The sequence below is a fragment of the Xanthomonas arboricola pv. juglandis genome (assembly GCF_001013475.1).
Lineage (GTDB): Bacteria > Pseudomonadota > Gammaproteobacteria > Xanthomonadales > Xanthomonadaceae > Xanthomonas > Xanthomonas arboricola.
In genome coordinates this window covers 774,790-793,035 of record NZ_JZEF01000003.1, presented here as the reverse complement: position 1 = coordinate 793,035, position 18,246 = coordinate 774,790, and the positions used below count along the sequence as shown (strand labels likewise).

Genomic DNA, 18,246 nt, shown 5'->3' with positions numbered 1-18,246 from the left:
GACGAACGAGTTCGGTGCGCCCGCGCTGGCCGCCAGCGCGCCATGCAACGACGTTCCAGCGCGCGGCATCCAGGCCTGGCGCGCATCGGCGCTAGCGATACCGGCGCGAACTCTTTCGCAATCGACCGGTGATGCTTGCTGCGACAACACACGTCATCGTCGCGAAAGATTTCATTCCTCGCATCAATGCAGCACATCGCTGCACGCGGCTCGACTGCCATCGCGCGGCATGCGCCGCTCGCCCTTGAAAAACACGTCGCCGGCCTCGTACGTGACACTGCCTCCGGGACGATCTGTCTTGGTGGAGCGCTCGCCCGGCCGCGTGCGCGCATGCAAAGCTGGCGACCACTCCAGCCACCGCGAGCCGCCGCCATGACCACCTTGATCGCTCCCCGCGTGCACGACATCGGCGGGCTGGAAGTCCGCCGCGCCGTGCCCACGTTGCAGGCGCGCAGCGTCGGCCCGTTCGTGTTCGTCGACCATATGGGCCCGGCGGTGCTGGAGCCGGATCACGGCATCGACGTGCGCCCGCATCCGCATATCGGCCTGGCCACGGTCACCTTCCTGTGGTCCGGCGAGATCGGCCACCGCGACACCTTGGGCTCGGACCAGGTGATCCGCCCCGGCGACGTCAACTGGATGACTGCCGGCCGCGGTATCGCCCACTCCGAACGCACGCCCGGCCCCGAGCGCGCCCGCACGCATGCGCTGCACGGCATGCAGACCTGGATCGCACTGCCGCGCTCGGCCGAAGAAACCGCGCCCGCCTTCCATCACCACGCCGCCGCCAGCCTGCCGCAGCAACGCCGCGATGGCGTCTGGCTACGCGTGATCGCCGGCCGTGCGTACGGCGAGGAATCGCCGGTGCGGGTGTTCAGCGGCACGCTCAATGTCGCGCTGGATCTGCAGCCGGACGCGGAGATCGACCTGGACACCGGCCACGCCGAACGTGCGCTCTACATCCTGGAAGGCGAGGCGCAGCTGGATGGCGCCGACGTGCCCGCGCGCCACCTGATCGTGCCCTCGCCCGGCAGCCGCGGGCGCCTGCGCGCCAGGACGCCGCTGAAGGCGATGCTGCTCGGCGGCGAGCCGCTGGATGGCCCGCGCCACCTGTGGTGGAACTTCGTCTCCAGCTCCAAGGAGCGTATCGAGCAGGCCAAGGACGATTGGCAGGCCGGTCGCTTCGGCAGCATTCCCGGCGACGACAAGGAATTCATTCCGCTGCCGGAAACCCCGGTGCCCAAGCCGGTCAACTACCCCTGACCACCGGCTGCCGCGCGCAAGCGCCGCGCAACCCACCCAGGTCTCGAAACGGGAGTGCCGGTGCGCACGACCGATTGCAGGCTGGCCTGCGAATTGCGCTTGAGCTTGCAGCCACACCTGTGGTAGTGATGTCCCCATAGGTTGGGGACAGGTTGCGTGCGGGCACGGCCGGGCGGGGAGCGCACGGGGCTGATGCGGCGACACGCGCGACGACGCTGTCCCTGCGCAGACATCCAACGCCGGGGAACACTTGAATGAAGTCCGCATCCTGCCTTGTCGGCCTGAGCCTGCTGTTGGCCGCCGCTACCGTTCACGCCCAAACCTCACCGGTCTGCCCGCCGCTGCCGCCAGCCTCCGGGCTGCAGTGGAGCGAGCTTGCAGGCGCGGACTATCTGGTCTGCAAGGCCATGACCGCCGATGGTCGCCAGGTCGTCGGGGTGATGCTGACCACCCGCGACCCGGCGATGACGCTGGCGCGCGACCGACGCGCGGAGAAAGGCCAGATCCAGCAGGAGGACTTCTACTGGTACAAGCTCGACCTGGGCGGCCGCGAGCTGCCGGGCATGGAATCGCGCCGCGTCACCGTGGTCGAGCTGGGCAAGAAGCGCTACGCGCAGCTATGGATCGACGGCGCCAACAGCGAGGAACTGGCCTCGATGCAGTCGCTGGTGCAGAACATGGACCTGCAGCCGGCCAGCCTGGCACTGCAGCGCTGAGGCAAGCGGTCGTGACGCGCCAGGGCATGCCGACCTGACGCGGTCTTTCAGGCGAGCCGGCGGAGCACCCGCATGCGGCTCGCCTGCGCTTTCAAACGCCCGCCGCCGCACCTGACGCGTCGCCGTCGCCCTGCAATGCCGTCTCGATCCGCACCTCGCCGGTGAGCAGGCGATGGATCGGGCACTTGTCGGCCACCTCCAGCAGGCGCGCGCGCTGCGCATCGTCCAGCGTGCCTTCCAGTTCGATCTGCCGCGTGATCCGCGTGCCTGCAGCGCCGCGCTGGGTGTAATGCAGATGCACATGCACCGCCGTCAACGGCCACTGCTTGCGCGCGGCCACCATCGACACCGTGATCGCGGTGCAGGCGCCCAGGGCGCCCAACACCTGCGACTCCGGATCCGGCCCGGCGTCGGCCCCACCATTGGCCGGCTGGGTGTCGCCGCTCCAGCTGTGTTGACCATCGTGGATGCTCACGGTGTACGGCACCGCGCCGGTGCTAACACTGACGGGCCGGTCACTCATGCCGCTAACCCCGCGGTGGCTGCAGCGCGCCGGCTCAAAACCGGCCTTCCTGGAAATCGACGAAGGCCTGCATCAATTCCTGCTTGGTGTTCATCACGAACGGGCCGTGCCGCATCACCGGCTCGTTGAGCGGGCGGCCCGCCACCAGGATCAGCTGCGCACCGTGCGCACCGGCCCGTAGCGTCAGGCGCTCGCCGCCGCCGAGCACCGCCAGTTCCTGCGCCGGCAGCGCACGCGCGGCATCGCCCTCGCCTACCGTCACTGCGCCTTCGAACGCATAGGCAAACGCGTTGTGGCCGCTGGGCAGCACATAGTCCCAGGCCGCATCCGGTGCCAGTGCGATATCCAGGTACACCGGTTCGGTGGCCGGTTGCACGATCGGACCGCGCACCTCGCCCACCGCGCCGGCGATCACCTTGACCGTGACGCCAGGCGCCGGCTGGGCGACCGGAATGCGTTCCGGGGCGTACTCCTGGTATTTGGGGTCGGTCATCTTGTCGCGCGCCGGCAGGTTCACCCACAGCTGGAATCCGCGCATGCGCCCGGATTCCTGCTCGGGCATTTCCGAGTGGATCAGTCCGCGCCCGGCGGTCATCCACTGCACGCTGCCCGGGGTCAGCAAACCCTCGTTGCCGTGGTTGTCCTTGTGGCGCATGCGCCCGTCCAGCATGTAGGTCACCGTCTCGAAGCCGCGGTGCGGATGGCTGGGAAACCCGGCCAGATAGTCCTCGGCCTTGTCGGTGCCAAACTCGTCCAGCATCAGGAACGGGTCCAGGTCCGGCAGCTGCTGGGTGCCGATCACGCGGGTCAGCTTGACTCCGGCACCGTCGGAAGTGGGCATGCCACGGATGGTGCGCAGCACGTGTGCCGCTGCGGTGGTGGTGGTGCTCATCGACCTCTCCCTGCGTGAATGACTGGCTTGAATAATGGATGCAGCCGGCACGCGGCCCAACCGCGACCGGCGCAACCGATCGTTCCAAAACCCGCCGGCACCGCCGCGCGATCCGGCAGGCGGCGCCAAGACGCTCTACAACTAAAGTTTTACCCCGGCCCGGAACGGCACCATTGACCCCGGGCGGGCAGAGGGTGACCCTTGGGTGAATCGTTCCTGAGGGGCATGCATGAAAGGGTTCTCGAAGCTGGCCTGGGGCGCGCTGGCGCTGCTGGCCGCGTTCTGTCTGGGCACCGTGGCGCTACGCCGCGGCGAACACATCAACGCGCTGTGGATCGTGGTGGCGGCGGTGTCGATCTATCTGATCGCCTACCGGTTCTACAGCCTGTTCATCGCCGACAAGGTGATGCAGCTGGACGTCACCCGCGCAACGCCCGCGGTGGCCAACAACGACGGCCTGGACTACGTGCCCACCAACAAGCACGTGCTGTTCGGCCATCATTTCGCCGCGATCGCCGGTGCCGGGCCATTGGTCGGCCCGGTGCTTGCTGCACAGATGGGCTACCTGCCCGGCCTGCTGTGGCTGGTGGTCGGCGTGGTGTTTGCCGGCGCGGTGCAGGACTTCGTGGTGCTGTTCCTGTCCAGCCGCCGCAACGGCCGCTCGCTGGGCGATCTGGTGCGCGAGGAAATGGGCCAGGTGCCCGGCACCATCGCCCTGTTCGGTGCCTTCCTGATCATGATCATCATCCTGGCGGTGCTGGCGATGGTGGTGGTCAAGGCGCTGGCGGAAAGCCCGTGGGGCATGTTCACCGTCATCGCCACGATGCCGATCGCGCTGATGATGGGCGTGTACATGCGCTACATCCGGGTCGGCAAGATCGGCGAGATCTCGGTGGTCGGCCTGATCCTGCTGCTGGGCGCGATCTGGCTGGGCGGCAAGGTCGCGGCGGATCCGAGCTGGGGCCCGGCGTTCACCTTCACCGCCAAGCAGATCACTTGGATGCTGATCGGCTACGGCTTCGTCGCGTCGGTGTTGCCGGTGTGGCTGCTGCTGGCGCCGCGCGATTACCTGTCCACCTTCCTGAAGATCGGCACGATCCTGGCGCTGGCGATCGGCATCCTGGTGGTCATGCCGGATCTGAAGATGCCGGCACTGACCCAGTTCGCTTCCACCGGCGACGGCCCGGTCTGGAAGGGCGGCATCTTCCCGTTCCTGTTCATCACCATCGCCTGCGGCGCGGTCTCCGGTTTCCATGCGCTGATTGCTTCGGGCACCACCCCCAAGCTGCTCGCCAATGAAGGCCACATGCGCTACATCGGCTACGGCGGCATGCTGATGGAATCGTTCGTGGCGGTGATGGCGCTGGTGGCCGCATCGATCATCGAGCCGGGCATCTATTTCGCCATGAACAGCCCGGCCTCGCTGGTCGGCAGCGACACGGTGGCGGTGGCGGCCAAGGTGTCCGAATGGGGCTTTGCGATCACGCCCGAAGTGCTGGAAGCCACGGCACGCGACATCGGCGAGCACAGCATCCTGGCACGCGCCGGTGGTGCGCCCACCCTGGCGGTGGGCATTGCGCAGATCCTGCACCAGCTGCTGCCGGGCGAAGACACCATGGCGTTCTGGTACCACTTCGCGATCCTGTTCGAAGCGCTGTTCATCCTGACCGCCGTGGATGCGGGGACGCGTGCGGGCCGCTTCATGCTGCAGGACCTGCTGGGCAACTTCATCCCGGCGCTGAAGAAGACCGAATCGTGGGCCGCCAACATCATCGCCACCGCCGGTTGCGTGGCGTTGTGGGGCTACCTGCTCTACACCGGTGTGATTGATCCGTTCGGCGGCATCCAGACCCTGTGGCCGTTGTTCGGCATCTCCAACCAAATGTTGGCCGGAATCGCCCTGATGCTGGGCACGGTGGTGCTGTTCAAGATGAAGCGCGACCGCTACGCCTGGGTGACCCTGGTGCCGGCGCTGTGGCTGCTGATCTGCACCACCTATGCGGGACTGATCAAGATCTTCGACAGCAACCCCGCGCAGGGTTTCCTGGCGCAGGCCCACAAGTACCAGGACGCCATCGCCAGCAACACCATCACCGCGCCGGCCAAGACGGTGGCGCAGATGCAGCAGATCGTCACCAATGCCTACGTCAATACCGGGCTGACGGTGCTGTTCCTGTTCGTGGTGGGTTCGATCCTGGTCTACGCAATCAAGACCATCGTGATTGCACGCCGCAATCCGCAGCGTAGCGATCGCGAAACCCCGTACGTGGCCTTGCAGCCACACCAGATGGCGGACCTGTAATGGGCACCCAACTCGTTCTCGCCAGCCAATACCAGGTGCATCGCCGCATCTGGCGGCGCCTGATCCAGACCGCACGCCTGTGCTGCGGCATTCCCGATTACGACAACTACGTGCGCCACATGCTGGAAAAGCACCCCGACAAACCGGTGATGGACTACCCCACCTTCTTCCGCGAGCGCCAGGACGCGCGTTATGGCGGCAAGAGCGGGTTTCGCTGCTGCTGACCGGATGATCGGATAGGTGGCGAGTCAGAACGCAACAGGGCGCGATGCGAATCGCGCCCTGTTGCGTTGATGGCTTGGGGCTGGCGGCAGGATTCTTGCCCGCCCACCATCGCGGGACATATCGCAAGGTAGAGCGGCTGATCTGCGGCTTTGCGGATGGATCAGTTGTAGAGCGTGTGTCTGTGGCTTGGCTGCAGGGCCCTTGCCCGCCCACCGTCGCAGGACACGCCGCAAGGCAGAGCGGATGATCTGTGGCTTTGCGGATAGATCAGTTGTAGAGCGTGTGCCTGTGGCTTGGCTGCAGGGCCCTTGCCCGCCCACCCTCGCGGGACACGCCGCAAGTACGTCCTTGTAGGCTCTTACGCGGCATCCATGCCGCGTAAGGTCCCGCGACGGTGGGCGGGCAAGGACCAAGCGAGAGAGTCGGTGTGCGTGGTTGCAAGCGGTGCATGAGGTGCATTGGTCGGATCGGTGTGCGTCGACCAGCGTCTCACCACCCCTCTGTCATTGCAGGCCGATTGCACGGTCTGGCCCGGTCGGTTGCAGAATGAGAGGGCTGCGATTGCGCCACCATCGACACGCGTCCAAGACGTCCTGCCGGCAGCTCTCAGCCAGCGCGTTTTTGCGCCAGCCGCTCGAACAACGCAGGCAACTCGCGCATATCGTCGAACACCGCCAGCACACCGATGCGACGCAGGGTGTCGGCGTGGCCCTGCGGAATATGGCTGGCACCGGTGAACCCCAGCACCTGCATGCCGGCCGCCAATGCGGCAGTCGCACCGGTGGGGCTGTCTTCGATCACCAGGCAGCGCTCCGGCGCAACGCCCAGGGTGCGTGCAGCCAACAGATAGACATCCGGTGCCGGCTTGGGCCGCTCCACCATGTCGGCACTGAAGATGTGCCCCGCCGCGCGTGCGGTGAGCCCCACCCGTTCGACCGAGGCAATCACATTGTGGCGGCGGCTGTTGGAGGCAACCGCCAGCGGCAACGGAATCTGCTCCAACGCGTCCCGCACGCCGGCAATCGGCTGCACCTCGGCCTTGATCAAGGCTTCGCTACGCGCCTGGATCTGTGCCAGCAGGGTCTCCGGCAGCTGTACCGCGAAGTGTTCCTGCACGCGTAGCAATACCTCGCGCGTGGTCTGCCCGAACGTAGTGCCGAGCAACTGCTCCAACGCCTCGGCCGGCACGAAGGCCGCCAGCGCCTCGCGCATCACCCGGTCGGCCAGTATTTCGCTGTCGACAAGCACGCCGTCGCAATCGCTGATCAGTAATTCGTAGACCATTGCACCCATCTGCTCGCAAAGCACCATTATGCCGGCCGCGTTGTGACCGTTGGCTGTGGCGGAGTGCATGCGCGTGTGAGGCCCATCGTGATGCATCGGCAACATACCGACACCACGGCGACAAACGGCCTCGACCAGCGAAACCTGCGGCGCCGGCATGTCACAAAATCTTACCGCGCGTCGTCCAGACAGCTGGTAGGATCGGCCCGGCTGCGGAAGGACACACCGCAGTGCCACCAGGAATGCGATCAGGAGAAGGAGATTTCGATGCAGACGCGATTCCCCACCCTGCTCGTTCTTGCGACCTCGTTTTTCGCGGTCTCATGCACCGCCTCGCCCGGTGCCAAGGAGCAAACCACCATGTCAGCTACGCTGCAGGACCACACCGTCGCCTTCCGCGACCCCGGCCTGACCGATATCGCCAACGCCATTGCGCACGGTGATGTCGCCCGAATCCGCGCACTCGCACCGACAGTCGATCTCGCCGCACACGGCGATCAGAACGTCACCTTGCTCGAGTGGGCGATCTGGAACGAACAACCCCGTGCCCTTGCGGCATTGCTCGATGCCGGCGCAGATCCGTCGTTGCCGGGCATGGACCAGGAAACGGTCGTGCATATGGCGGCCATGGCGAAGGATGCGGAATATCTGAACATCCTGCTGCAGCACAAGGCGCCGGTCGATGTGGTCAGCGCGCGCGCCGGGTGGACGCCGTTGTTCCGCGCCGTGCAGAGCAAGCGCGATGCGCAGATCGCGTCGTTGATCCAGGCAGGCGCCGATCTACAGCGCGTCGACAATACCGGCAACAGTGTGCTGCATCTGGCCGCACAAAGCGGCGCGGCAAGCCCGGCAGTGCTGCAATTGCTCGAGGCCGGGGTGGATCCCACGCTGCGCAACGCGCAACAGAAAACCTTCCAGGCGTATTTCTTCACCACCCCGGACCGCCTGCTCAATGCCGCCGGCCAGCAGGCCAGGTCGGACGTGCGCGCATGGTTGAGCGCCCACAACATTCCCGTGGAAAGCAGCCGCTAAGCGGGCTTTTCGCACGACGAACGCAAGGAGCCGCGCATGAGCCCGTCAAATTCCTCGTCCACCCCATTCGCAGAGTCGATGCGGGGACAGCAACCGCAGCCGGAAGACCGCCAGTTCCCGGCAGTGCTGCAAGACCTCTACGCCACTGCCTCGCAGCGACGCGAAGGCGGCGCCGAAACCTTTGCGCCCCTGCCCAACGGCTGGACGCGCATGGACGACAGCACGCTGCAACGGGCGGGCATCGACCCCGGCCTGCTGCACGATGCCAAGAGCGGCTTCGATGCCGCGTTCTACCGCAACGAACAGGGCCAGGTGGTGCTCGGCTTCTGCGGCACCGACGAAGGCAAGGACTGGAAGCACAACCTTGGCCAGGGCCTGGGCTTCGACGACGCGCAATACGCGTCTGCCATCCAGCTCGGTAGCCAGGCCAAGCAGGCGTTCGGCGACCAGGTGGTGATCTCCGGGCATTCGCTCGGCGGTGGCCTGGCGGCCGCTTCAGCGATGGTCAACGACATCCCCGCCGTGACCTACAACGCTGCCGGCGTCAACGACCGCACGCTGGAACGCCAGGGCCTGGATGCCTCCGCGGCCAAGGACTACGCCAGCAGCGAGTTGATCCGCGGCTACCACGTCAAGAACGAGATCCTCACCCATCTGCAGGAAGACAGCATCCCGCTGAAATGGGCGATGCCCAATGCGGCCGGCCATCAGATCGAGCTGCCGGAGCCGGACCCGTTGTCGTTCGGGCGACGCCTGGTGCCGGGCAGAATGTTGATGCACCGCATGGACCTGCACGGCATGGACTCGGTGATGAAGGCGCAGGAGATGCAATCGCCGGGGCAAGCGCAAGGTGCAGGCAGCCAGTTGTTCAACGACGCGGTGGTGCGCCTGGACGGCCAGCGCGAACGCCTGGGCCTGCGTGACGACACCGCGTTTCTCAACACCGCCGCCAGCGTGGCTGCGCGTGCAAGCAGCGACGGCCTGCAGCGGATCGACCACCTGGTGCCCAACCGCGACGGCGACAGCCTGATTGCGGTGCAAGGCCGGATGGACGACCCGGCGCATCTGCGCAGCCATGTGCAGACCGCCTCGGCGGCCAACGAGCCGGCGCACGGCAATGTCGATCAGCTGCAGCAGCACAATCAGCAGCAGTCGCAGCAAAGCACGCAGCAGGAAGCGCAACGGCGCGGCCTTCAGCAGTAATCATGACCGGGCACTGGCGCTGACCAGTGCCCGCCTCAAGGCTGACAGCACCTCGCACGCGCTCGTCGAAGGGATGCAGCCAGTACATCCGGCACTGCGCCAATGCGTGATACCGCCAGGTAACCCCGGCACGTCCTGCCACACCTTCCTGACGACTACACCGACCGTGCGACGGTCCGGTCAGCCCGCTCCCGCCATCGCGCGCAAGGTGATGCCGACCAGATAGGCGAGGTACGTGCCGGTGGCGTAGCCCATCGTGCCCAGCAGCACGCCAACCGGCGCCAGGGCCGGGTGGAACGCGGCGGCCACCACCGGCGCCGAGGCCGGCCCACCGATATTGGATTGCGAGCCGATCGCGAAATAGAAAAGCGGCACCCGCAACAGGCGGCCCAGGCCCCACAGCAACCCGATATGCACCGCGATCCAGATCAGCCCGAGCAGGAACAGCCAGGGCCGATCCAGCAACGCCAGCAGATCCATCTGCATGCCGATGCAGGCGATCAGGAAATACAGCAGCAGTGAACCGATCTTGGAGGCCCCGGCCCCTTCCAGCGTGCGCGCGCGGGTGAAGCTCAGCAGCAAGCCGATGCTGGTCGCCAGCACCACCACCCACACGAACGGCGTGTCCAGGCTGAACTGGCTGGACCAGCGCAGCTTGGCCTTGCACCACGCAGCCAGCGGACTGGCCAGCGCGTGCGCCAGCCCGACCCCGCCGAACGCCACCGCCACGATCACCATCAGATCGGCCAGGCTGGGAATGCGCGCGTGTTCGGCCTGGAACCGCGCCATGCGCTCCTGCAGCGCATCCAGCGCGCGGGTATCGGCGCCGCTGCGCGCATCGATGCTGCGCGCGCGCCCGGCCAGGAAGATCAGCGCCGCCATCCACACATAACCGACGCCCACATCCACCACTGCAAACTGCCCGAAGGTGGTGGCATCCACATCGAACACCTCGCGCATCGCCAGCATGTTGGCCCCACCGCCGATCCAGCTGCCCGCCAGCGCGGCCATGCCGGCCCAGGTATCGCCGGCCACCGTGGCCGGATGCACCCAGCCCATCACCCAGAACGCCACCACCGCGCCCAGCATGATGCTCAGTGACGCACCCAGGTACATGGCGACCAGCTTGGGCCCCAGCCCCAGGATGGCGCGCAGGTCGATGCTCAGCGTGAGCAGGATCAGCGCGGCCGGCAGCAGCACGTCGCGCGCGATCGGGTTGTACAGGCGGGTATTGGCACCGTCGATCAGGCCGATGGTGTTGTAGATGCCCGGCAGCAGGTAACACAGCAGCAGCGCCGGAACCACGGCGTAGAAGCGTCGCCACACCCCCCGCTCGCGCGAGGAGGTCCAGAACACCGCTCCCAGCGTAGCGGCGATCAGGCCGAAGACGACGATATCGTTTTGGATCAAGGCAGAACCGGCGGCATTCACTAGGGGCGACATTCTCGACAGGGGCCGCCAAGGTGCGGATCGCAGCAAGAATGGCCGATCGGTCGTGTCCAGTCGACTGGATCTGCGGGCGAGCCCGGGCGTGACTGCAAGGCCGCCGGCTGGCGCATTGGGCTAGGGTTGCCGGGTGCGTGTGGTCAGCCACCCTGCCCGGGCAGGATCGTCAGCGTCTCCCTTGCGCTTCCTGCAAGCGGCCGGCTCGGTCAGCCGTAGCGGCGCACCACGCGCTCGCCTTCGGCGGTCTTCAACACCACGCCGCTGGGCTGACCGGTGGTCAGGCAATGCAGCTTGGCCATCAATTCGGCATTTTCCAGCGCGCCCTGCTCACGCAGATAACGCAGCGGCGACCACTGCGGCCGGGTCACCCACCAACCGCCCTGCTCGGGATGAATACGCACAACATAACGGGACTCGTCCATCAGGGCCTCCGGCCGGCAGATGCAGCGATAGAACGACGGAAGTGGGCAGCGCGGAATGACGCAGCGCACCAGTGATAGGAGTGCCGGGGTCCCGTTCGGGATGCCGGCACGCCCTTACTCAAGGGGCCCCGGGAGAGTGGCCTGAGGCCCCGCGTCCGGCATAGCCAGCATGTCTTCTCGCTTATGCCAACGCCGTCGGGCGGACACTGGCATGAAGGTAGGAAAATTCTTACGTGACACCGACCGGAGCTGGCGCTAAATTCGCGCTCGAGCGGCGAACAGACGTCGCAGCTGGCCGTCAACGGGCGCAGACGGCGCGGGGGAATTCGTCGCTCTTGGAGATGCCTCGGGGGAGGGGTCGCATGCATCTGCTCAGGAAGTTCCAGTTTCCGGTCAAGACCGCGATGGTGGTGGGCTATGTCCTGGTGATCAGGGAAGCGCTCGCGCTGTGGTCCTGAGACAACCCTGCCACCAGGCTGCCGGATGGCGCGTCAAGCACCCGTCACGGTGTCTCAATCCGCGTCCACCCAGCCACGCTGTTGCGCTGCGACCAGGTCGGCGGGCGTGTCCACGTCCAGCGCGAGCGCCGGGGCGCTGACGCAGCCCAAGCTCTGCACGTCCAGGCCGGCGAACAAGCCGCGCAGGCCGCTGTCGCCGTGGAGCGGCACGTCGGCCCAGGCCGCGTGAGTAACCACCGCCGGGATGCCGCGCACACCGGCGTACCCGCTGGTGGCACATCCGGATGCGGCCCGGTCCGCTTCTTCCAGCAAGGCACGCAGATGCGGTGTGTCCAGCGCGGGCTGGTCGCACCCCAGGATCAGGCTGCGCCTCAGCGTCGTATCGTCCTGCACATGCTGGCGCAGCGCCGCCAGGCTGGAGCCCATGCCGGCGGCCCAGTCGGCGTGACGTAACACTTCCACGTCCAGGCCTTGCAGGACATCGGTCAACGCGTCGGCATCGGCGCCCAGCACCACCACACAACGGCGCGGCGCCGTCTGCAGCGCGACGCGTACGAAACGCCGCAACAACGGTTCGCCGTCGCGCAACAGCAATTGTTTGGAACGCCCTAACCGACGTCCTGCACCCGCGGCGAGCAGCAGCGCAACGTGATCGCTGCTCATGCGTCCGATGCCATCGCGCGCGGCGAGCAATGGCGCGATGTGCGCAGCATCGGGCACGCATCAACGAGCGCATCGCACCGGGTTGCGTTGAGAGGGCCGGCAATGACTGGCGACGGCAATCGAGCTGCGTCGCAGGAGACGTCGTCGTAGTGATCAAGTAATTCGGTCATGGCGACGTGGCGTGCATATTGGGGATGCGCCAGCCTAAAGAGGTAACTGTGCGCGCGGAGTGACTAAATGCAGCGCATTCCCCGATCCAGATAATGACGCTTTCCTACGTCCACCAACCGACCGGCGTGCATTGCGCTGCTGCGCAAGCATGACGAAGAAATGTGCGGAGCTGCGGTAGCGCTGCGCTCAGGACCGCAGCGACTGATTTCCAGCGCTGGATGGCGCAGTTACCGGCAGAAGTGCGGATCACAAGCGCATGCCTTAAAAGGCATATCAAAAATTACTTATTCTCCAAATTGCTACTTTTCAGCACCAGAAACTTCATCGGCAACCACGCGCCCACCCTGCTGGTGACTGCACATTGAAATTCGTATCGAAGTTAATGCAAACGCGCGATTGCAGTGCCCTACCCGTTCTCACGGCGGTACGGCTTGGAGTGGCTAACGGAACGTAGCGAGCAGTCGCCAAGCGAGTGCGGATGGCGCGGAGCAATCGCAGTGTAAGAGTGGTACATACGACTATTGGCCGCGCCCGCACGGCGGTGCGCGCAGTCGTCTTGATGGCCGTTCTTAGCCAGCCAACGCCGCAGCTGCCTGCCCATCGGCGACCGCCTGGGTGGCTTCGGCAATGATGCCCAGTGCAATCGTGTGCGGGGAGGAGCGCCCCATGCGCCAGCCTGCCGGCAACCGCAATCTGGCCAGCGCGGCATCGTCATGCCCGAGCGCACGCAGCGCCTGCAGGCGTGCTTCCCGCTTCTGGCGACTGCCCAGGATGCCGATGCAGGCGACCCTGGAGGCAAGCCCGCGCGAGGCGACCTGCAGGTCGCTGTCGCCGTCGTGCGCAAGACTGTACAGCGCAGTGTCCGCATCCAGATGCAGGTCCTGTAGCGCTTCGCCCAACGCGCGGCGATCGTAATGGTCAGCGGCCAGGCCGGGCGGTGGTTCGCTGGGACCATGCGGCCGCAGCACACGCACCTCGATACCCATCTGGCTGGCCAGCGACACCAGCACCAGCAGCGCAGGATCGGCACCGACCAGCACCAGCCGCAGCGGTGGCCGATGCGTGCGCAGGAATTCGTCGGGACGCAGATCCTGCGGGCTGACCGGGTAACGGACGGCGCCGGTGCTCCGATCCAGCGCGACATGAAACGGACGCCGATGCTGGCGCGCATTGCGCCAGCGCGCCAGATGCTCGCCCAAGTCCTGGACCGGCCAGACCAGCACGCCGATACGACCGCCGCAGCTGAGCTGGATGTCCAGCACCTGGCTGCCTTCGCCGTAATCCAGCCAGCGCGGCATGCCGTCGCGCAAGGCGGCGATGGCTTCGTGCGCCACTGCCGCCTCCACGCAGCCGCCGGAGACGTAGCCGGCCACCCGGCCGTCGGCACTGATGGCCATCTCGCTTCCCAACGGGCGCGGCGAGGAGCCTTGCACGTCGATCAGCGTGGCAATGGCGACGCGCTGCCCCGCCCGATGCCAGGCGGTCAGCGTCGGCAGCAGGTCATCGTGCAGGGCATAGCTCGGCCATGCCGGCCACGCCGGCTCGGCCGGCGCTGCATGCGTGACCGGGGCCACCACCGCACTCACGCGCGCAGCAACTCGGGCAGATGCGGAAGCAGCTTGTCCAGCGTCACCGGGTAATCGCGGACGCGCACGCCGGTGGCGTTGTAGACCGCATTGGCGATCGCCGCCGCCACGCCGCAGATGCCCAACTCGCCGACACCCTTGGCCTTCATCGGCGATGACATCGGGTCGCTTTCTTCCAGGAAGACCACTTCCTGATGCGGGATGTCCGCATGCACCGGCACTTCGTAACCGGCCAGGTCGTGATTGACGAAGAAGCCCAGCCGCTTGTCCACCGCCAGCTCTTCCATCAGTGCCGCACCCGCGCCCATGGTCATGCCGCCGATGACCTGGCTGCGCGCAGACTTGGGGTTGAGGATGCGTCCGGCCGCGCACACCGCCAGCATGCGGCGGATGCGCACCTCGGCGGTGGCGACATCCACGCCGACTTCGACAAAGTGCGCGCCGAAGGTGGACAGCTGATGCGTCTTGGACAGATCACCGAACTCGATCTTGTCCTCCACCACCAACGCGCCATTGGCCGCGGCATCACCGAGCGCAATGCGCTTGCCGCCGGCACGCACGTGGCCGTCGGCGAATTCGGCCTTGGCCGGGTCCAGCCCCAACTGCTTGGCCACCGCTTCGCGCAGTTTCACTGCCGCGGCATACACACCGGCAGTGGAACTGTTCGCACCCCACTGCCCCCCGGAACCGGCCGAGGCGGGAAAGCTGGAATCGCCGAGGCGCACATCCACCCAGTCCAGCGGCACGCCCATCATCTCCGCAGCGGTCTGCGCAATGATGGTGTAGGAGCCGGTACCGATATCGGTCATGTCGGTTTCCACCACCACACGGCCGCCCTGCTCCAGCCGCATGCGTGCGCCGGAGGTCATCACCGGCGCGTTGCGGAATGCGGCCGCCACGCCCATGCCGACCAACCAGCGCCCATCGCGGTTGCTGGCCGGCTTGGCCTTGCGCTTGGACCAGTCGAAACGCTTTGCGCCGTCTTCCAGGCACTTGACCAACTGACGCTGCGAGAACGGACGCTGAGGGTTTTCCGGATCCACCTGGGTGTCGTTGACGATGCGGAACTTGACCGGATCCATGTCCAGCTTCTCGGCCATCTCGTCCATGGCCACTTCCAGCGCCATCAGACCCGGCGCTTCGCCCGGCGCACGCATCGCGTTGCCTTCGGGCAGATCGAGCACCGCCAGGCGCGTGGAAATCAACCGATTGGCGCCGGCATACAGCAACTGGGTCTGCGCGGCCGCGATTTCCGGGCCGCCCTCGGGCAGGTCGCCGGACCAGCTCTCGTGCGCGATCGCGGTGATCTTGCCATCGCGCTGTGCACCGATACGGATGCGCTGTACGGTGGCCGGGCGGTGCGTGGTGTTGTTGAAGATCAGCGGCCGCGGCAGCATCACCTTGACCGGGCGTCCGACCTGGCGCGCGGCCAGCGAGGCGAGCACTGCATCGGCACGCAGGAACAATTTGCCGCCGAAGCCACCACCGATGTACGGCGACATCAGACGCACGTTTTCGCGCGGGATCCCCAGCGTCTTGGCCAGATCGCCAGCGCTCCAGTCGATCATCTGGTTGGAGGTCCACACGCTCAGCTTGTCGCCTTCCCACATCGCGATCGATGCGTGCGGCTCCATCATCGCGTGCGAATGATCGGGCGTGGTGTATTCGGCATCCAGCTGCACCGGCGCTGCCACGAAGGCGCTATCGAAATTGCCGACCGCACTGTTCGGCGCCCCGCCCTCCTTGGTGACCTTGGCGCCGTCGCGGGCCTTTTCCAGATCGTAGGCGCCGACATGGCGACCGTAGTCGACCTTGATCAGCTGGCCTGCGGCACGTGCCTGCTCAAAGGTTTCGGCAACCACCACCGCAATGGCCTGGTGGTAATGCTGGATCTCCGGGCCGCCGAGCAGTTTGGCCGTGTTGTACTTGCCTTTCTGCAACTTGCCTGCGTTCTGCGCAGTCACGATGCCGAGCACGCCCGGTGCATTGCGCGCGGCGCTCAGATCGATGCTGCGAATGCTGCCTTTGGAGATGCCGGCGCCAACGATATGGCCATAGGCGGCACGGCCAGGCAGATCGTGATGCTCGTACGCATATGGCGCCTGCCCGGTGGTCTTGAGCGGACCGTCGATACGATCGACCGGCTTGCCGACCACCTTGAGCTGGTCGATGGGATTGGTACTGGCGGGAGTGTCGAATTTCATATCAGGCCCTCGTGTCGGCCAGGATCGCGGTCAAGGTGCGCTCAACCAGCGGCAGCTTGAAGGCGTTGTGTTCGGTGGGTTGTGCGCCGTCGAGCAGCACGGAGGCAATCGCACGCGCGCCCTGGCGCGACTGTGCTTCGGCCGCCTCGCTGCGCCACGGCTTGTGGGCGACACCGCCGACGCCGACCCGCACGCTGCCATCGCGTTGCACGACCGCCGCAACCGACACCAGGGCGAATGCGTAGGAAGCGCGATCGCGCACCTTGCGGTAGACATGCGTGCCGCCGAGCGGCTTGGGCAGGCTCACCGCGGTAATCAATTCGCCGCGTTCCAGCACGGTTTCCAGGTGCGGCGTCTTGCCAGGCGCACGGTAGAACTCGGACAACGGCAGCGCACGCGTCTGTCCATCCGGACGCACCGTTTCGACCACCGCATCCAGCACGCGCATGGCAATGGCCATGTCGCTGGGATGGGTGGCGATGCACTCCTCGCTCACGCCGATCACCGCCAACTGCCGGTTGAAGCCACCGATCGCCGCGCAACCGCTGCCCGGCAGGCGCTTGTTGCATGGCTGGTTGGTGTCGTAGAAATACGGGCAACGCGTACGTTGCAGCAGATTCCCTGCGGTGGTGGCGCGGTTGCGCAACTGCCCCGACGCGCCTGCCAACAATGCGCGCGACAGCACGGCGTAATCGCGACGCACGCGGGCATCGGCTGCCAGATCGGTGTTGCGCACCAGGGCGCCGATGCGCAGGCCACCATCTGGTGTCTCTTCGATGGTATCCAGGCTCAGCCCGTTGACATCGATCAGGTGCGAGGGCGTCTCGATCTGCAATTTCATCAGATCGAGCAGGTTTGTGCCGCCAGCGATGAACTTGGCACCCGGCTGGCGCGCCGCCTTGGCCGCAGCGTCGGCGGGCGAAGTCGCACGCTCGTAGCTAAACGCCTTCATGCGCGCTCTCCCGCAACATCATTGATCGCATCGACGATGTTGGAATACGCACCGCAACGGCAGATATTGCCGCTCATGCGCTCCTGCAATTCCGGCGTGGTGAGCCTGGTCTTGGCGGTCAGATCGTCAGTGACATGGCTGGGAATGCCGCGCTTGACTTCGTCCAGCACCGCCACCGCCGAACAGATCTGGCCGGGCGTGCAATAGCCGCACTGATATCCATCGTGCTTGACGAAGGCTGCCTGCATCGGATGCAGCTTGTCCGGCGTGCCCAGGCCTTCGATGGTGGTGATCTTGCCGCCCTGATGCATCACCGCCAGCGACAGGCAGGAATTCATCCGCTGCCCATCGACGATCACGGTGCAGGCACCGCATTGGCCATGGTCGCAGCCTTTCTTGGTGCCGGTCAGATGCAGGTGTTCGCGCAGGGCATCCAGCAAGGTGGTGCGATTGTCCAGGGTCAGCGTCACCGGCTTGCCGTTGACTTCGAACGCGACCTGGCTCGATGCGTTGGCAGGCTCGACTGCCTGCCGCTGCGACATCGCATTGGCTGCAGTGGCGGCCATCGACTGGGTTGCGGCAACGCTGGCTGCCGACGCCGTGCCAGCGATCAGTACCTCGCGACGGGTCATCTTGATATCTCTCATGGCTGGCATCTCCAACAATGCTGGCTTATACAGTTCTTAAATAATGTGCAGCGCGGCCGGTCACAATCGCGTGAGCATGCGGCGAGTGTGTGCGGGCGCGAATCGGCGGTATGGCCCGATTCTAGAGGCGCTGCAGGCGGGCATTGACGGCATGGACTGCATGCGCCTATGAAACGCGCTCATCATTGTTGGAATGGGTTGCGTACTCGCTGCACAACAATCGTGTGTGCTGCAGGCAGCTCGCGTTTTGCAGCGCG

Annotated in this window: 16 protein-coding genes and 1 other RNA gene; 6 read left to right on the top strand and 11 right to left on the bottom strand. The window is 66.1% G+C overall.

The features are described from left to right. Positions 1–372 precede the first annotated feature (372 nt). Both XARJCFBP2528_RS14170 and XARJCFBP2528_RS14165 read left to right on the top strand, forming a co-directional pair. Positions 373–1,263, top strand: a complete 891-nt coding sequence (locus XARJCFBP2528_RS14170) for a pirin family protein (protein ID WP_016904071.1) — start codon at positions 373–375, stop codon at positions 1,261–1,263. Positions 1,264–1,517: 254 nt separating this feature from the next. Further along, entirely contained in the window at positions 1,518–1,979 is a 462-nt protein-coding gene (locus tag XARJCFBP2528_RS14165) for a hypothetical protein (RefSeq protein WP_047124809.1), read from the top strand. 91 nt (positions 1,980–2,070) lie between these two features. Here XARJCFBP2528_RS14165 and XARJCFBP2528_RS14160 read toward each other — a convergent pair whose 3' ends face one another. After that, entirely contained in the window at positions 2,071–2,502 is a 432-nt protein-coding gene (locus tag XARJCFBP2528_RS14160; protein ID WP_016905026.1) for an OsmC family protein, read from the bottom strand. A 34-nt stretch (positions 2,503–2,536) separates the two neighbouring features. Continuing rightward, positions 2,537–3,394, bottom strand: a complete 858-nt coding sequence (locus XARJCFBP2528_RS14155; protein WP_016905027.1) for a pirin family protein — start codon at positions 3,392–3,394, stop codon at positions 2,537–2,539. Positions 3,395–3,623: 229 nt separating this feature from the next. Between XARJCFBP2528_RS14155 and XARJCFBP2528_RS14150 the strand changes: the two genes are divergently transcribed. Further along, the gene (locus tag XARJCFBP2528_RS14150) at positions 3,624–5,696 is read left to right on the top strand and encodes a carbon starvation CstA family protein (RefSeq protein ID WP_047124808.1); all 2,073 of its coding nucleotides are present in this window, start codon (positions 3,624–3,626) and stop codon (positions 5,694–5,696) included. After that, positions 5,696–5,920 (top strand): YbdD/YjiX family protein, encoded by a 225-nt coding sequence (locus XARJCFBP2528_RS14145; protein WP_016904074.1) that lies wholly within the window; start codon positions 5,696–5,698, stop codon positions 5,918–5,920. Before XARJCFBP2528_RS14150 ends, XARJCFBP2528_RS14145 begins: the two co-directional genes overlap by 1 nt. A gap of 607 nt (positions 5,921–6,527) precedes the next feature. On the opposite strand, the gene XARJCFBP2528_RS14140 is transcribed toward XARJCFBP2528_RS14145, so the two are convergent. Next, on the bottom strand, positions 6,528–7,232 hold the full coding sequence (locus tag XARJCFBP2528_RS14140; protein WP_016904075.1) for an HAD family hydrolase: 705 nt from the start codon (positions 7,230–7,232) through the stop codon (positions 6,528–6,530). A gap of 240 nt (positions 7,233–7,472) precedes the next feature. On the opposite strand from XARJCFBP2528_RS14140, the gene XARJCFBP2528_RS14135 reads away from it, so the two are divergent. Further along, positions 7,473–8,237: an ankyrin repeat domain-containing protein gene (locus tag XARJCFBP2528_RS14135; protein ID WP_016904076.1), complete on the top strand. Its 765-nt coding sequence runs from the start codon at positions 7,473–7,475 to the stop codon at positions 8,235–8,237. Between the two features lie 36 nt (positions 8,238–8,273). Continuing rightward, positions 8,274–9,440, top strand: coding sequence for a Tle-like phospholipase domain-containing protein (locus tag XARJCFBP2528_RS14130; RefSeq protein ID WP_026064713.1), 1,167 nt, complete (start codon positions 8,274–8,276; stop codon positions 9,438–9,440). A gap of 180 nt (positions 9,441–9,620) precedes the next feature. Here the strand turns inward: XARJCFBP2528_RS14130 and XARJCFBP2528_RS14125 are convergent, their stop codons facing one another. The 8 genes from XARJCFBP2528_RS14125 to paoA form a co-directional block, all read right to left on the bottom strand. Then, positions 9,621–10,871, bottom strand: coding sequence for a DUF819 family protein (locus XARJCFBP2528_RS14125; protein WP_047124807.1), 1,251 nt, complete (start codon positions 10,869–10,871; stop codon positions 9,621–9,623). 221 nt (positions 10,872–11,092) lie between these two features. Continuing rightward, positions 11,093–11,308 carry a hypothetical protein gene (locus XARJCFBP2528_RS14120; RefSeq protein ID WP_026064714.1) on the bottom strand — a complete coding sequence of 72 codons (216 nt, stop codon included), beginning with the start codon at positions 11,306–11,308 and terminating at the stop codon, positions 11,093–11,095. A 512-nt stretch (positions 11,309–11,820) separates the two neighbouring features. After that, positions 11,821–12,429: a nucleotidyltransferase family protein gene (locus tag XARJCFBP2528_RS14115; protein WP_047124845.1), complete on the bottom strand. Its 609-nt coding sequence runs from the start codon at positions 12,427–12,429 to the stop codon at positions 11,821–11,823. A 609-nt stretch (positions 12,430–13,038) separates the two neighbouring features. Next, positions 13,039–13,114: non-coding RNA, sX9 sRNA (locus XARJCFBP2528_RS22625), on the bottom strand. 55 nt (positions 13,115–13,169) lie between these two features. Continuing rightward, on the bottom strand, positions 13,170–14,186 hold the full coding sequence (locus tag XARJCFBP2528_RS14110) for an XdhC family protein (RefSeq protein WP_016904082.1): 1,017 nt from the start codon (positions 14,184–14,186) through the stop codon (positions 13,170–13,172). Continuing rightward, on the bottom strand, positions 14,183–16,390 hold the full coding sequence (gene paoC, locus XARJCFBP2528_RS14105; protein WP_016904083.1) for an aldehyde oxidoreductase molybdenum-binding subunit PaoC: 2,208 nt from the start codon (positions 16,388–16,390) through the stop codon (positions 14,183–14,185). The genes XARJCFBP2528_RS14110 and paoC overlap by 4 nt, the downstream gene beginning before the upstream one ends. A 1-nt stretch (position 16,391) precedes the next feature. Beyond that, on the bottom strand, positions 16,392–17,342 hold the full coding sequence (locus XARJCFBP2528_RS14100) for an FAD binding domain-containing protein (RefSeq protein ID WP_016904084.1): 951 nt from the start codon (positions 17,340–17,342) through the stop codon (positions 16,392–16,394). Beyond that, on the bottom strand, positions 17,339–17,989 hold the full coding sequence (gene paoA, locus XARJCFBP2528_RS14095; protein ID WP_024939376.1) for an aldehyde dehydrogenase iron-sulfur subunit PaoA: 651 nt from the start codon (positions 17,987–17,989) through the stop codon (positions 17,339–17,341). Before paoA ends, XARJCFBP2528_RS14100 begins: the two co-directional genes overlap by 4 nt. Positions 17,990–18,246 lie beyond the last annotated feature (257 nt).

What these genes read in the sequence shown, in the direction of transcription:
- XARJCFBP2528_RS14170 (WP_016904071.1), top strand. Translation starts at nt 373, where the DNA reads ATGACCACCTTGATCGCTCCCCGCGTGCACGACATCGGCGGGCTGGAA.
- XARJCFBP2528_RS14165 (WP_047124809.1), top strand. Translation starts at nt 1,518, where the DNA reads ATGAAGTCCGCATCCTGCCTTGTCGGCCTGAGCCTGCTGTTGGCCGCC.
- XARJCFBP2528_RS14160 (WP_016905026.1), bottom strand. Translation starts at nt 2,502, where the DNA reads ATGAGTGACCGGCCCGTCAGTGTTAGCACCGGCGCGGTGCCGTACACC.
- XARJCFBP2528_RS14155 (WP_016905027.1), bottom strand. Translation starts at nt 3,394, where the DNA reads ATGAGCACCACCACCACCGCAGCGGCACACGTGCTGCGCACCATCCGT.
- XARJCFBP2528_RS14150 (WP_047124808.1), top strand. Translation starts at nt 3,624, where the DNA reads ATGAAAGGGTTCTCGAAGCTGGCCTGGGGCGCGCTGGCGCTGCTGGCC.
- XARJCFBP2528_RS14145 (WP_016904074.1), top strand. Translation starts at nt 5,696, where the DNA reads ATGGGCACCCAACTCGTTCTCGCCAGCCAATACCAGGTGCATCGCCGC.
- XARJCFBP2528_RS14140 (WP_016904075.1), bottom strand. Translation starts at nt 7,232, where the DNA reads ATGGTGCTTTGCGAGCAGATGGGTGCAATGGTCTACGAATTACTGATC.
- XARJCFBP2528_RS14135 (WP_016904076.1), top strand. Translation starts at nt 7,473, where the DNA reads ATGCAGACGCGATTCCCCACCCTGCTCGTTCTTGCGACCTCGTTTTTC.
- XARJCFBP2528_RS14130 (WP_026064713.1), top strand. Translation starts at nt 8,274, where the DNA reads ATGAGCCCGTCAAATTCCTCGTCCACCCCATTCGCAGAGTCGATGCGG.
- XARJCFBP2528_RS14120 (WP_026064714.1), bottom strand. Translation starts at nt 11,308, where the DNA reads ATGGACGAGTCCCGTTATGTTGTGCGTATTCATCCCGAGCAGGGCGGT.
- XARJCFBP2528_RS14115 (WP_047124845.1), bottom strand. Translation starts at nt 12,429, where the DNA reads ATGAGCAGCGATCACGTTGCGCTGCTGCTCGCCGCGGGTGCAGGACGT.
- paoC (WP_016904083.1), bottom strand. Translation starts at nt 16,390, where the DNA reads ATGAAATTCGACACTCCCGCCAGTACCAATCCCATCGACCAGCTCAAG.
- XARJCFBP2528_RS14100 (WP_016904084.1), bottom strand. Translation starts at nt 17,342, where the DNA reads ATGAAGGCGTTTAGCTACGAGCGTGCGACTTCGCCCGCCGACGCTGCG.
- paoA (WP_024939376.1), bottom strand. Translation starts at nt 17,989, where the DNA reads ATGAGAGATATCAAGATGACCCGTCGCGAGGTACTGATCGCTGGCACG.